Raw genomic sequence first — 12,045 nt, forward strand, 5'->3', positions numbered from 1 at the left:
TGTCGATGAGCACGCGTCACCCCGAGCGCGACGACGAAGAACGTGATCTCGTCGCCGCCGAGACCGGGCAGATTCCACTTGATGAGATCGCCGCCGCCGCGAAGCAGGCCGACCGTATCCCGCGCGAGATTTGGATCCTGATCGGCGCGACGTTCTTCGTCGCTGTGGGCTTCGCGCTCGTCGTGCCCGTGCTGCCGCAGTATGCCGAGAGCTTCGGGGTCGGCGCGTTCCTCGTCTCGGTAGTGGTAAGCGCGTTTGCGTTCATGCGCTTCATCACGGCGCCCGTCGGCGGCATCCTTGTCGACCGCTTTGGCGAGCGGCCGATGTACATCGCCGGCCTGCTCATCGTCGCAATTTCGAGCTTCGCATCCGCCTTTGCGAGCAGCTATGTCGAACTGCTCATCTTCCGCGGGCTCGGCGGCATCGGCTCGGCGCTGTTTACCCTCTCGGCATCGGCCATGGTCGTGAAGTTCTCGCCCCCGCGCATCCGCGGTCGCGTCACGTCGCTGTGGTCGGGCACCTTTCTCATCGGCAACATCTCGGGACCGATCTTCGGTGGCATCCTCGGTCAGGCCGGTATGAGCGTGCCATTCTTTGTGTATGGCTGCGCGCTCGTCGTCGCGGCGGTGATCGTCGCCGTGCTGCTGCGCGGCGGCCGGTCGCGCGCGAGCGCTGGCGCGGTGAAGTCGCCGCCGATGACGTTCGCCGAGGCGTTGGCGATTCCGGCCTATCGCACCTCGCTGCTGTTCGGATTTGCGAACGGCTGGGCGAACCTCGGCATGCGGGCGGCGGTGATTCCGCTGTTCGTAAGCCAGGTCGTCAATGACGAGCCGTATGCCGCGGGCCTCGTGGTTGCCGCAGCGGCGATCGGCATGGTGCTTATCCTGCAGTGGTCAGGCCGCGCGAGCGACCACCGTGGTCGTCGACCGCTTATTCTCGCCGGGCTCGTCGTGTCGTCGGCCGCGATGGTCGCCATGGTGTGGTCGCACGAACTTTGGGTGGTGCTGCTGGTCAGCTTCGTCGCCGGCATCGGCAGCGGGCTCTGCGGGCCGGTGTCGCAGGCCGCGGTCGGCGACATCATCGGGCCGAACCGCTCGGGCGGGCGGGCGCTGTCGCTGTTCCAGATGCTGCAGGATCTCGGGCAGATCGCGGGGCCGATGATCGCTGGCCTGCTTATCGACTTCGTGAGCTATGAACTTGCCTTTGTCGTCGCGGCGGTCGTGCTGTTGCTGCCTGCGATCGCCTGGGCATTCACGCGCGACACCTTGCCCGGACATGAAACTGGGCCCGGCCAACGGTCGAGCCCAGTGCGGTAAGCAGTGACTACTGCTGACGGGTCGCGAGCAGGTCGCGGATCTCGACGAGCAGGTCGGTCTCGGTCGCCGCGGCCTCTTCCTCTTCTGGGCGGTGGCCGTGCTTGCGGATGTACATGGCTTCGTTCATCTTGTTCATCGGCAGAACGATGACGAAGTAGACGACGAGCGCGATGAGCAGGAAGTTGATGACGGCGGCGATGACCTGGCCGACACCGAAGGCGACGGGGCCAACCTGCCACACGGCGCTGGCGAGCTGGTCAGCGTTGAACATTGCGGCGATGAGGGGGTTAAAGATGCCCTCAACGAGTGCGTTGACGATCGCAGTGAATGCAGTGCCGATGATGACCGCGACGGCAAGTTCGACGACATTGCCCCGCATAATGAATTCTTTGAAGCCTTGCATGGCTCCTCCTTGTGAGTCGGAATTAGCTTCATGTCCGGCTACCGGGGAGAGAGCGCACCCGCCGCGCTTGCGGCCGGGCGCAATCATCGCAGCAGCGAACTGAGCATAACCCTGCGCTGAATAAACAAGTGCGACACGCCGCACATTTCATCGGAATTTGGGGCGCAGGTTAATTCGCGTTGGCGGGCGTTTCGAGGTAGACCGATGGTGTCACGATGCCTGCGATGCGCACATCGTGGGGCTCGCGGGGCAAGCGTTCGAGCACTTCGTCGTCATGCACGACCGCGATGATTCGCGCCCGCTGCTCCGGTTCAAGCACGGCGAGGGCACGGTCGTAGTAGCCGCCGCCCCAGCCGAGTCGGGTGCCGCTGCGGTCGGCTGCGGCGGCTGGCAGCAGGAGGAGCTCGGCGGTGTCGAGGCCGGAGGCGAGGGCTGGGCCGACCGGTTCGGGCACGCGCAGTCGCGGATGCTCGGCCAACTCGCCGGTGTCGACGCACCACTCGAGGGTGGTTTTGGAGCTGGCGCGGGGGAGGAGCACCTGCACGTCGTGGTCGCGGGCCCAACTCAGGAACGCGGCGGTCGGTGGCTCGAGGGTGGTGGACGCGAAGCAGGCGACCACGCGGGCGTCGAACTTGCGCGTGAGGCCGCGCAGCTGCTCGGCAAGGCTGTCGGCGAGGGCCGCGGTGGCGGTCTGCCCGCGCATCCGTCGCATGCCGCGCACCGTTGCGCGGAGCTCGTATTTGCTGGCCATGGGTCAACGCTAGCGGTCAACGCGGATGGTTAGGATGCACAGTATGACGTTTGAGGTGAACAAGGCGGTCATTCCCGCTGCTGGTCTCGGCACCCGGTTCTTGCCGGCAACGAAGGCGATGCCGAAGGAGATGCTTCCAGTCGTCGATCGGCCCGCGATCCAGTACGTGGTCGAAGAGGCCGTCGAGGCGGGACTGACCGACATCCTCATGGTGACCGGTCGAAACAAGACGCCGCTTGAGAATCACTTCGACCGCGTCCTTGAGCTCGAGTCGGCGCTCGAGGAGCGCGGCGACCAGCACAAGCTCGAGGCCGTGCGCCACGCGAGCAACCTCGCGGACGTGCACTACCTGCGTCAGGGCAGCCCACTCGGCCTCGGCCACGCGGTCTACCGCGCCCACCAGCACGTCGGTGACGAGTCGTTCGCGGTGCTGCTTGGTGACGACATCATCGCCGAGGGTGGCCAGCTGCTGCGAGAGATGGTGCGCGTGCACCGCGAGACCGGCGCGAGCGTCGTCGCGGTGCAGGAGGTGCCGCAGGAACAGGTGTCGTCATACGGCGTGGTCGCGCCGCAGCTCGTCGACGGCGGGTTCAAGAGTGCCGGCGACTACGAGTGGCCGACCTATTGGGTGAACTCGCTCGTCGAGAAGCCCGCCGTTGAGGATGCGCCGTCGAACTTCGCGGTGATTGGTCGCTACGTACTCCGCCCAGAGGCGTTCGAGATTCTCGAGAACACTCCTCCCGGGCGCGGCGGCGAGATTCAGCTCACCGACGCCCTCGTCGAGATGGCCGCGAACCGTGAGGAAACCGGCGGCGTCGTAGCCCTCGTCTACGGTGGCCGCCGCTTCGACACCGGCAACAAGTTCGAGTACCTCAAGGCGAACATCGAGCTCGCGATCGCGAACGCTGAGCACGGCCCCGAGGTGCGCGAGTGGATTCAGCAGTACGCGCAGCAGCTCGCGCAGCAGACGAAGAACGGGAACTAGTCATGTTCGCCGGGGTGGAGCATCCCGCGCTGAACGACGGCGAGCTCACGCTGCGCCCGCTTCGCACCCGCGATGCGCGGGAGCTCGAACGTGTGTTGCTCGAGAACCGGCCGTGGCTGCAGGCCTGGGAAGCAACGCTGCCGGGTGGCTCCGGTAATTGGAACGTGCGGGGCGCGGTGCGCTCGCTGCTCGAGCAGTCGGCGCAACGCGTTGCGGTGCCGTGGGTGCTCGAGGTTGAAGGGCAGTTGGTAGGCCAGCTGACGATGTCGAACATTCAGTGGGGCGCCGTGCTGCAGGGCACGATCGGGTACTGGGTCGCGCAGAGCGTTGCGGGTCGCGGGTTCACGCCGAGCGCCGTGGCGATGGCCACCGACTACGGCTTTCGCGCTTTGGGCCTGCACCGGGTCGAGATCTGCATTCGTCCCGAGAATGGTCCGTCGCTGCGGGTCGTCGAAAAACTGGGGTTTCGATACGAGGGGCGCCGCGACCGATACATCCACATCGATGGTGACTGGCGCGACCACTACTGCTTCGGGCTCGTGCGCGATGAGGTGCCGGAGGGAGTGCTGGCGCGCTGGCGGGCGGGCCAGGTCGACGAGCGGGTCGCGGCGCGGCCCGAAACGGGACCGCTCGCGTAGTTTGGGCGGCGGCCGTGCGGGAGATTACCGGCTCGATGCCGAGCTACGGGGCAGCGCACTGGTTGATGCTGGCATTGCTCGTCGTCCTCGTGGCCGTATGCGTGCCGCTGGCCCGACGCATCCGCGGTACTGAGCGCGAGGCGCGCGTGTATCGCAGGTGTGGGTGGGTGCTGCTCGCCTGGTCGATCGGGTGGTGGGGCTGGGGGATGCTGCCCGAGAACTGGAACCCGGGGGAGTCGCTGCCGCTGCACTACTCGGATGCGCTGCGGCTCATTGCCGCTTTGGCACTGATCACGCGGCGGAGGTTGTGGCTTGCGCTGCTGTTCTTCTGGGGTCTCTCGCTGAACCTGCAGGCGGTCGTGACCCCGTCGCTGAACTACTACGTGTCGGCCTCGGCGGAGTTTGTCGATTACTGGAGCTTTCATCTGCTCGTGCAGGTCGCGGCGATCGTGATCGTTTGGGGCTATGGGTATCGACCCACGTGGCGCGAGTACTGGTGGGCCTTCGGCTCGGCGGTGGTGTGGGCGGTCGTCGCGGGGGTCGGGAATGTGGTTTCAGGAGGCAACTATGGGTTCCTCGCGCACAAGCCGGCGACCGCATCCGCCCTGGACGTGATGCCGGAGTGGCCCTGGTACGTGCCGATCGTGCTGCTGCTCGTCGGGGGTGTGTGGGCGCTGATGACGTGGCCGTTCGCCCGCGGGCGCGGGAAACTGCGAAATACCTGGGAAACCACATACGTCACACCAGACACTCCCAGAACAATCCGCCGCAACGATCGGGCGGCCCCCTAGCGTGGTCGCATGCAGGAATTCGGAGGGGCAAGCAGTCTCGCGCTCGCGTTGATCGCGCTGCTTGCTGTCGGATTTTACGTGCCGACGTGGGTGCGCGAGCACAACGCTCGGGCGACCGAACGAAATGCGGTGCGACTGCAGCAGACGATTCGCGCGCTCGCGCAGACGGCCGCTCACCCCGAGGTCTACGAGCTCGAGGCGAACGCCCGCGAGGTGCGCACGCAGCGCCGCGAGCTGAAGCGGGCGCGTCAGCTCGAGGCCGACGCGGTGCGCGAGCAGGCGCGCGCGGAGGCGGCAGAACGAGAGGCATCCGCCCGGCTGGAACTGGCCGAGGTACGAGCAAGCAAGCAAGAACGAGAGGCAGCGGAGGCGGAGATGGCAGACGCAATTGCACGACGTGAGGCCGCTGCTCGGGCGCGGGCGGCGGCGGCTCGCGCGGCGCAGCGTGAGGCAGAGATTCGCGGCACGTGCGAAACTGCGCAGGAGCGCTGGGCCGGTGGCTCGTCGGGCTCGGAGCGCGCGGTCGAGCGCAAGATTACGGGGCAGGTGCCCCGGCTCGCCGGCTCGCGCGAGGCGGCGAAGCGTCGCCAGCGGGGCCGCCTCACGGCGACCGGCGTTGGCGCGTCTGGTCTGCTGCTTGCCGTGATTGGCCTGGTCGTCGGTCTCAGTGGGCTCGGTATTTCGCTGCTGGTGTTCGGCGCCACGGCGGCGGTTGGCGCTGGCTGGATGCTTTCTCGCATTAATTCGGTGTGGCTCGCGCAGCAGGACGAAGTCGTCGTGCCCGCGCCTGAGGCGCAGGAGATCGCCGAGCAGCTTGAGGAGATCGCGGAGGCGCGGCCCAAGCAGCGCGACCTCATCTTCTTCGACGTCGAGACGCGCTCGGACGCTGCGCCGGCTCCCGCGAACTCGTGGACGCCCGTGCCGTTGCCGAAGCCGCTCTATCTTGGCCGGGCGACGTCAGCCGAGCTTGGCGGGCCCCAGGGCGGCCCCGACGGTGGGCCCGATGGCCCCGGCAGCAAGCGTGATCAGATGGATGCTGATCTCGCGCAGCTCCTGCGTGAGGAGTCGGACCGCTCGACGCAGGCCCTGCGTGACGCGCACCGCGACGTTGCGAGCCTGCCGAATGGCGTGCAGCGCATCCGCCCGATTACCGTCGGCAGTGCGAGCGAGTGGAGCCACATGGGCGACGTCGACGCGATCGTTGAAGATGCAGGTGTCGGCGACTACGACGACTTGGATGCCGTGCTTCGTCGCCGTCGCGCGGGTTAGTCAGTAGGATGAGCGGTTGACGGTTGTCGTTCGTGGCGACCGGCAACTCCCGTAATCAGCAACAAGGTTGGCAGGCACTCGATGGCGCGACGCGAAGGTCCGGATCCGTTCGACCAGACCAGCGGCGATTCGCTGCAGGTTGAGTCGGGTCTGTTCACCTCCCAGGGCCGTGACCGTGGGCGCACCGGGGCGTCGAATGCCCGTGCTGCCACCGGTGGTCTGGGCGCCCGTTGGCGGAGTTCTTCGCAGCAGCGCCGCGTCAACCTCGTCACGCTGCTCGTCGTCGTGCTCGTTGTTGTGATTGTGCTGCCGATGCTCATCTCGTTTGTCGGTGCGAACCGGCGAGAGGCGCTCGCCGCGGCGGATGCCGCTGGCGTGCAGCCCGTGAACGTGGTCGTCATTGACGCCGATGTGCAGGCGGCGGCAGATTCGTCGAGCCCCGTGCTCGGTGCCTACGCGATGTCGTCGGCGTTCGTTTCCAACGAGACGAGCGACGAGATGCAGAAGCGCATCGAGGCCGTATCATCGTCGGTGATCGACAACAATGCTAGCGAGACGCAGTCGCTTTCGGATGACTCGATTTCGTACTTCACGGGCACCTATGCGCCCGAGCTCGTGTCGATGGTGCCCGAGCACAAGGCCAATTGGTCGGCGATGAACTGGGACACCTCGACCGAGATCGACACGGCCGCCGAGCAAGTCAACACGGCACTCGGTGGGGGGCAACTCGACCAGATCGCGAATGCGGTGATTCAGTTGGCGACTGCGCTGGGTGACGCTCGCGACGAGCACTACGCGAACCGTGTGACCTATGTGGCTCCCTCGCCGAAGGCGACGCAGGATCCCACCCCGAGCGCAACGCCCGAGGAGACGGAAGAGCCAGAAGAGACCGAGGCCCCCGAAGAGACCGAGGAGCCCGCCGAGACCGGCGGCATCGGTGGAGGTGGCAGCGACCCCGAGCCCACGTCGGACCCGGTGGACCCGGAGCCCACTCCGACCAGTGACGACACCGGTAACGGCGGCGGCAACGGCCTGGGCAACGGTTAAGACTGACTGCTCGTCCGTCGAATCGCCCGAGTCTCCAAGGGGCGCAGGACTATTGGGCGGGGTTTAGTAGGCCAACATTCCCATATTGTTCGTGCCTCGCCCGCGCGGCGCGAGCCTCTTGGCGTTGGTGTCAGTTCGCCCGGGCGCGTGGGTGGCCGCCATCGATTTCGCGCTGCCGCGAAACGGATGGTAACGTTGACTCTTGTTGTAAGGGCCTATGGCGCAGTTGGTAGCGCGTCTCGTTCGCAATGAGAAGGTCAGGGGTTCGAATCCCCTTAGGTCCACGTAAGTTGAGAGAATCGAAACCTGCCCCGTCTGATGGCGGGGCAGTTTCGTGTTCGGGCCGGGATCGTCTGCGGTGCTGCTGCTGCCGGACGCAAGGACGCTGGCGGCAGGCTCTCCGAGTGTTATGGGCAGTGGTTGACGGGCAGGCTCATGGCCGTTTCGCCACCGTCAAGACCACCACCGAGTCTTCGACTGCTTCCAGCCCGTGCGGGGCATCGGGTATGAACATCAGGTCGCCCGGGGAGCCGTTCCAGCTGGCGTCGTGACCAGTGAGGGTCACTCGTCCGTGGAGTACCTGCACGGTTGCTTCGCCTGGGTTCTCATGCTCGTGAAGCTCGGAGCCGGCACGCAGAGCGATCATCGTTTGTCGGAGGATATGTTCGTGGCCGCCGTAAATGGTATGGCCACTGCGCCCGCTTGACGCGTTTCTGGCGATCTCCAGTTGGTGGCGCATCAACGCTGGTAGGGATACTTTTTGCACGGAGCCTCTTCCGTTCGGAATGGACTGTCGGTAGCCGCCTCGTCGGACTATCCGGCCCAGCGGTGTGGACTGCTATCCATGATCTCAGCACGTCGAGGGGTTACACGCATCGTCATCCTCTAAAATACCAGGATGACTGGCTCCCAGGATGGAGCGCGGCATGCCGCGCTCTCGGCAGCATCGCGCCGGCGTCTGCTTAGTGTGCTGATCGACGACGGCCCCATGGATGTAACTACGCTTGCCGAAACGGTCGGGCTGCACGTGACAACGGCACGGTTTCACCTTGACGTGCTCCAGCAGGCTGACCTGATCCGGCGGACAGCGGGAAGAGCGGGCAGACCAGGCCGGCCACGTCAGCTCTACGCCGCGACCGCCACCGCCGAGCCTGGCGAGGCGTACCGGCAGTTAGCGGCTGCGCTCACCCAGGTGCTGGCCACCGACCCCGACGCCGGACCCCAATTAGCAGAACGCGCCGGGCGCCATTGGGCACAGATGGAGATACCAGTCGAGGAAGCAATGTCCTGGGAGGAGGGAACCCGCCGGATCAGCGATCTATTCGAGCGCATTGGCTTCGCGCCGCGCCTGGTCGACGACACCGCGGAACGTCATCTGGAGCTAGACGCCTGCCCGTTCCGCGACCTCGCCCGGGCCTACCCCGAGATCGTGTGTAGGGCCCATCTTGGTCTGTTGCGGGGCTCGCTGGACCGGCTGGGAGTCCCCGGCGTCGAGGAGGCCGACTTGCGCCCGTTCGTCGAACCTGAACTGTGCGTCGCCGACATACCGACTCCCTAGTAAACAGGATCGCTATCCTCTAAATTGGGTGTAGACGGCGCCCAGGGAGAAGAACCGATGCCCTACGTCACCGCCCAGCCATGCAGTGACGTGATGGACCAGGTCCTGGGAGACGAGTTCCCGTTCCCGCTCGACGCGGCCTTCCCATCGAACGACTGAACGAAAGGAGCGACGATGCACGTCCTCCCAACCGGTAGCGGACCGGTCCACCAGGTACCTTTCCCGAACGGGCCAAGCGCCGAAGTGCTCGTCGACGAGCAGAGCGCCAGCGGACAGTTGGCGGCCGCGTATGTGACGATCCCGGCCGGCGGCAACATGCCCGAACATGCGCACGGGGAGTCCACCGCCTTGGTCGTTCCGTTCACTGGCGAACTGTTGATCCGCAGCGGTCAGCACGAGGAGAGGGTGGCTCCGGGCATCGTCGTCCTGCTCGACCAGGGCGAGCGGGTCAGCGTTGCCAACGAAACCAGCCATCCTGTCTCCATGCTCGGGGTGTTCGCCCCCGCCGGCTTCATCGAGGCGCTTGCCAGTTGGCCCACTTCGACCGCGCAGGACGCGGCCCCTAACCCACCGCAGCCACCGGTGGGGGACGGAGTCAATCAACCTCGCTAAGAAACCCCGCGGACCTGGGCCGCTGTCCTGCAGCAACCGCCAGGAAGTGAGCGCCAGGTGAAGGGACGAAACCGCGTTTTCAACGAACGCAGCTAACCGTTGGAAGAATATGATGAGTGGAGAGAGGCGTCACCTTCCTCTAACTGAGCGTTCTGCCGCTCCGCATACCTGCTCATCTTCGGTGCGTCTTGAAGTATCGAGCCGTATGCCGTTGTTTGCGGAACTCACCTATGCGGACATCCGGGATATTGAGCCGCTCGTGCGCTCGCGTGGCTACCGCGCCGGGGAAATGGTCCACCGGGCCGGCGATATGGCCAACAGTCTGTTTGTAGTGGCGTCCGGCACGGTGAAGCTCCTACGGTCCTCCGTGCACGGCCAAAATGTTGTCACGAATATTCTGGGGCCGGGCGAAGGTTTCGGAACACTAGGGACTTTGGGCGATTCCACCTACCCGGACACCGCGGAAGCCATGACAGTATCGTGTGCACTGGAAATATCGAGCGATGTCTTCAACGACGTCAGGGTCTGCTGAGGGTTTGGTTGAGTCCAAGACTGCTCCGCTCGGGAGAGCAGAGCTGAAAGGATAATGGCCATGCCGATCAAGTACAGCGAGGAGTTCAAGCGTGCGCTGTCGCGCTGGTGGAGTCCGGTATCGCACAGAAAACCGTGTGCAAAGACCTTGGGATCTCGAAGTCCGCGCTCGGCGCGTGGATCCAAGATTCCAGATTCAAAACCTATGGGATGACCCCGTCGAAGGATCCTGACGAGCAGCGCGAAATGCGGCAAGCGTTGAAGCGTATCCGTGAGCTCGAGATGGAGAACGAGGTGCTGCGCCGTGCGGCAGCGTACCTGTCACACGTGCACATCACGCCCCCAAAATGATCTACCCGCTCGTCCGTGAGATGGCTGCGGCCGGCGCCCGTGTCAGGGTGCCGGTCGCGGTGGCGTGCCGGGTGCTGGGGTTCAGTGAGCAGGCGTACTACCAGTGGCTTAAGCAGCCAGTGTCGGCCCGTGAGGCCGAGGAGCAGCATCTGATCGGGGTGCTACGGGAGTTGCACGAAGACGACCTCGAGGGTGGGTATCGGGTCCTTGCCGATGACCTCCACGATCTTGGCTCTCAGGTCTCGGAGCGGCGGGTGTGGCGGCTGTGCAAGGTCGCTGGCATCCAGTCCGTGATCTCGAGGCGGAAGCGCCGCTATCAGAAGGCCGGGGAGCCCGTGGGGGACGATCTTGTGGGGCGTGATTTCACCGCAGATGCTCTCGGCCAGAAGTGGTTGACCGACATCACCGAGCATTGGACCGGGGAGGGCAAGCTCTACCTCTGCGCGATCAAGGATGTCTGTTCGAACCGGATCGTGGGGTACGCGATCGATAAGCGAATGAAGGCGTCGCTCGCGGTTCGTGCGCTCGAGAATGCGCTCTTGCAGCGCGGCTACCCGAAGGGTGTGATCGTACATTCTGATCGTGGGGGCCAATTTCGAAGCCGGAAATTCCAGAAGGCTCTGAAACAGTATGGGCTTCAGGGGTCGATGGGCAGAGTCGGGGCGTGTGGGGACAACGCGGCGATGGAGAGTTTCTTCTCGCTGTTGCAGAAGAACGTGCTCGACCGGCGGCCCTGGCGGAGCCGGCAGGAGCTGCGCCTCGCGATCGTGTCGTGGATCGAGGGGAAGTATCACCGGAAACGGAGACAGCGCCGGCTCGGGAAGCTGACACCGGTCGAGTTCGAGACCATAATGATGGATGCCGTCGCTCTGGCGGCATAAACCCCGGACCCAACTAAACCCTCAGCAGACCCCCGGATTAACGAAGCGTTCACTGGATGTGGAGGGGGCGACCGGTCTGCGGGACCAGGCGGCCAACGCGTTTCCTGTGCTCAAGAGAGTCGACCCGGTGCTTTTCGGGAAGCTGCTATCGGGTGGTGAGATCCTCCTGGGTGCGGCTTTGATCGCGCCGGTAGTGCCCACGTGGGCGGCTGCGGCCGGTCTGGCCGGGTTCTCGGGGGCCCTGATGCGGGTGTATCTGAAGACGCCGGGGATGACGCGGGAGGACGGAATCCGTCCTGCGCCGGCAGGAATGGGCATCGCTCGGGATGTTTTCATGCTCGGCAGCGCCTTGGGTCTGCTCGTGGAAGAACTCACTAGCCGACAGGCTCGACGCAAGATTTCGGGAAAGACGGTGCGGTGATGGATTCGAATCAGGATGTAGAGGAACTCCCGATCAACGCGTGCTGGGCGCTGCTGCGCGCGACCACCGTCGGCCGGCTTGCCGTATGGGTGGAGGACCATCCCGATATTTTCCCCCTCAATTATGCGGTGGATCACGGGACCCTAGTTTTCCGATCCCGGGAGGGCACGAAAGTCTTCGGCGCGCTACCCGACGCCCCGGTCGCCCTGGAAGTCGGGTCTGCTGAGGCCTTGATTTAGCCCGGGGTTAGGCCGCCAAGGCGACGGCTTCCATCATTATGGTCTCGAACTCGACGGGGGTCAGTCTCCCGAGTCGTCGCTGTCGGCGCTTGCGGTGATAGATGCCCTCGATCCATCTCACGATTGCGAGGCGGAGCTCGTGTCGGGTGCCCCACGGGTGCCGGTCGAGAACGTTCTTCTGCAGCAGCGAGAAGAAGCTCTCCATCGCCGCATTGTCCCCGCACGCCCCGACGCGGCCCATCGATCCGCGCA

14 protein-coding genes, 1 tRNA gene and 2 pseudogenes are annotated in these 12,045 nt (G+C 65.2%); 13 read left to right on the forward strand and 4 right to left on the reverse strand.

What is annotated here, in order from left to right; translation table 11 throughout:
* Positions 1 to 5 precede the first annotated feature (5 nt).
* Positions 6 to 1,316: an MFS transporter gene (locus QM019_RS06645; protein WP_282852349.1), complete on the forward strand. Its 1,311-nt coding sequence runs from the start codon at positions 6 to 8 to the stop codon at positions 1,314 to 1,316.
* 7 nt (positions 1,317 to 1,323) lie between these two features.
* On the opposite strand, the gene mscL is transcribed toward QM019_RS06645, so the two are convergent.
* Both mscL and QM019_RS06655 read right to left on the reverse strand, forming a co-directional pair.
* Positions 1,324 to 1,719, reverse strand: coding sequence for a large conductance mechanosensitive channel protein MscL (mscL, locus tag QM019_RS06650; RefSeq protein WP_282852350.1), 396 nt, complete (start codon positions 1,717 to 1,719; stop codon positions 1,324 to 1,326).
* A 169-nt stretch (positions 1,720 to 1,888) separates the two neighbouring features.
* Positions 1,889 to 2,470, reverse strand: a complete 582-nt coding sequence (locus tag QM019_RS06655) for a 5-formyltetrahydrofolate cyclo-ligase (protein WP_282852351.1) — start codon at positions 2,468 to 2,470, stop codon at positions 1,889 to 1,891.
* A 43-nt stretch (positions 2,471 to 2,513) separates the two neighbouring features.
* Here QM019_RS06655 and galU point away from each other — a divergent pair, with 43 nt between their 5' ends.
* From galU to QM019_RS06685, 6 genes are all read left to right on the forward strand, one after another.
* Complete coding sequence (gene galU, locus QM019_RS06660; RefSeq protein ID WP_282852352.1) at positions 2,514 to 3,455, forward strand: UTP--glucose-1-phosphate uridylyltransferase GalU; 942 nt, start codon at positions 2,514 to 2,516, stop codon at positions 3,453 to 3,455.
* A 2-nt stretch (positions 3,456 to 3,457) separates the two neighbouring features.
* Positions 3,458 to 4,093, forward strand: coding sequence for a GNAT family N-acetyltransferase (locus QM019_RS06665; protein ID WP_282852353.1), 636 nt, complete (start codon positions 3,458 to 3,460; stop codon positions 4,091 to 4,093).
* A gap of 14 nt (positions 4,094 to 4,107) precedes the next feature.
* The gene (locus QM019_RS06670) at positions 4,108 to 4,884 is read left to right on the forward strand and encodes a YwaF family protein (protein WP_282852354.1); all 777 of its coding nucleotides are present in this window, start codon (positions 4,108 to 4,110) and stop codon (positions 4,882 to 4,884) included.
* Positions 4,885 to 4,893: 9 nt separating this feature from the next.
* Complete coding sequence (locus QM019_RS06675) at positions 4,894 to 6,153, forward strand: hypothetical protein (RefSeq protein ID WP_282852355.1); 1,260 nt, start codon at positions 4,894 to 4,896, stop codon at positions 6,151 to 6,153.
* Positions 6,154 to 6,234: 81 nt separating this feature from the next.
* Complete coding sequence (locus tag QM019_RS06680) at positions 6,235 to 7,200, forward strand: hypothetical protein (protein WP_282852357.1); 966 nt, start codon at positions 6,235 to 6,237, stop codon at positions 7,198 to 7,200.
* A 211-nt stretch (positions 7,201 to 7,411) separates the two neighbouring features.
* Positions 7,412 to 7,484 (forward strand) — tRNA-Ala (locus QM019_RS06685).
* 149 nt (positions 7,485 to 7,633) lie between these two features.
* Here the strand turns inward: QM019_RS06685 and QM019_RS06690 are convergent.
* On the reverse strand, positions 7,634 to 7,966 hold the full coding sequence (locus QM019_RS06690; protein WP_125106404.1) for a cupin domain-containing protein: 333 nt from the start codon (positions 7,964 to 7,966) through the stop codon (positions 7,634 to 7,636).
* A 132-nt stretch (positions 7,967 to 8,098) separates the two neighbouring features.
* Here QM019_RS06690 and QM019_RS06695 point away from each other — a divergent pair, with 132 nt between their 5' ends.
* The 6 genes and pseudogenes from QM019_RS06695 to QM019_RS06720 form a co-directional block, all read left to right on the forward strand.
* The gene (locus tag QM019_RS06695; RefSeq protein WP_282852358.1) at positions 8,099 to 8,758 is read left to right on the forward strand and encodes a helix-turn-helix transcriptional regulator; all 660 of its coding nucleotides are present in this window, start codon (positions 8,099 to 8,101) and stop codon (positions 8,756 to 8,758) included.
* Between the two features lie 174 nt (positions 8,759 to 8,932).
* The gene (locus QM019_RS06700) at positions 8,933 to 9,370 is read left to right on the forward strand and encodes a cupin domain-containing protein (RefSeq protein WP_282852359.1); all 438 of its coding nucleotides are present in this window, start codon (positions 8,933 to 8,935) and stop codon (positions 9,368 to 9,370) included.
* Positions 9,371 to 9,575: 205 nt separating this feature from the next.
* Positions 9,576 to 9,902 (forward strand): cyclic nucleotide-binding domain-containing protein, encoded by a 327-nt coding sequence (locus QM019_RS06705; protein ID WP_282852360.1) that lies wholly within the window; start codon positions 9,576 to 9,578, stop codon positions 9,900 to 9,902.
* Between the two features lie 60 nt (positions 9,903 to 9,962).
* A pseudogene (locus tag QM019_RS06710) lies at positions 9,963 to 11,133 on the forward strand (IS3 family transposase).
* A 106-nt stretch (positions 11,134 to 11,239) separates the two neighbouring features.
* Positions 11,240 to 11,554, forward strand: a complete 315-nt coding sequence (locus tag QM019_RS06715; RefSeq protein ID WP_282852361.1) for a hypothetical protein — start codon at positions 11,240 to 11,242, stop codon at positions 11,552 to 11,554.
* Positions 11,554 to 11,784: pseudogene (locus tag QM019_RS06720) on the forward strand (pyridoxamine 5'-phosphate oxidase family protein); the annotation flags it as partial. The gene QM019_RS06715 and the pseudogene QM019_RS06720, both read left to right, overlap by 1 nt.
* Before the next feature lie 16 nt (positions 11,785 to 11,800).
* Here the strand turns inward: QM019_RS06720 and QM019_RS06725 are convergent.
* The coding region (locus tag QM019_RS06725) for an integrase core domain-containing protein (RefSeq protein WP_282852362.1) at positions 11,801 to 12,045 on the reverse strand (245 nt) is incomplete at its 5' end.

Source organism: Gulosibacter sediminis, assembly GCF_030011715.1.
Lineage (GTDB): Bacteria > Actinomycetota > Actinomycetes > Actinomycetales > Microbacteriaceae > Gulosibacter > Gulosibacter sediminis.

What these genes read in the sequence shown, in the direction of transcription:
- QM019_RS06645 (WP_282852349.1), top strand. Translation starts at nt 6, where the DNA reads ATGAGCACGCGTCACCCCGAGCGCGACGACGAAGAACGTGATCTCGTC.
- mscL (WP_282852350.1), bottom strand. Translation starts at nt 1,719, where the DNA reads ATGCAAGGCTTCAAAGAATTCATTATGCGGGGCAATGTCGTCGAACTT.
- QM019_RS06655 (WP_282852351.1), bottom strand. Translation starts at nt 2,470, where the DNA reads ATGGCCAGCAAATACGAGCTCCGCGCAACGGTGCGCGGCATGCGACGG.
- galU (WP_282852352.1), top strand. Translation starts at nt 2,514, where the DNA reads ATGACGTTTGAGGTGAACAAGGCGGTCATTCCCGCTGCTGGTCTCGGC.
- QM019_RS06665 (WP_282852353.1), top strand. Translation starts at nt 3,458, where the DNA reads ATGTTCGCCGGGGTGGAGCATCCCGCGCTGAACGACGGCGAGCTCACG.
- QM019_RS06675 (WP_282852355.1), top strand. Translation starts at nt 4,894, where the DNA reads ATGCAGGAATTCGGAGGGGCAAGCAGTCTCGCGCTCGCGTTGATCGCG.
- QM019_RS06680 (WP_282852357.1), top strand. Translation starts at nt 6,235, where the DNA reads ATGGCGCGACGCGAAGGTCCGGATCCGTTCGACCAGACCAGCGGCGAT.
- QM019_RS06695 (WP_282852358.1), top strand. Translation starts at nt 8,099, where the DNA reads ATGACTGGCTCCCAGGATGGAGCGCGGCATGCCGCGCTCTCGGCAGCA.
- QM019_RS06700 (WP_282852359.1), top strand. Translation starts at nt 8,933, where the DNA reads ATGCACGTCCTCCCAACCGGTAGCGGACCGGTCCACCAGGTACCTTTC.
- QM019_RS06705 (WP_282852360.1), top strand. Translation starts at nt 9,576, where the DNA reads ATGCCGTTGTTTGCGGAACTCACCTATGCGGACATCCGGGATATTGAG.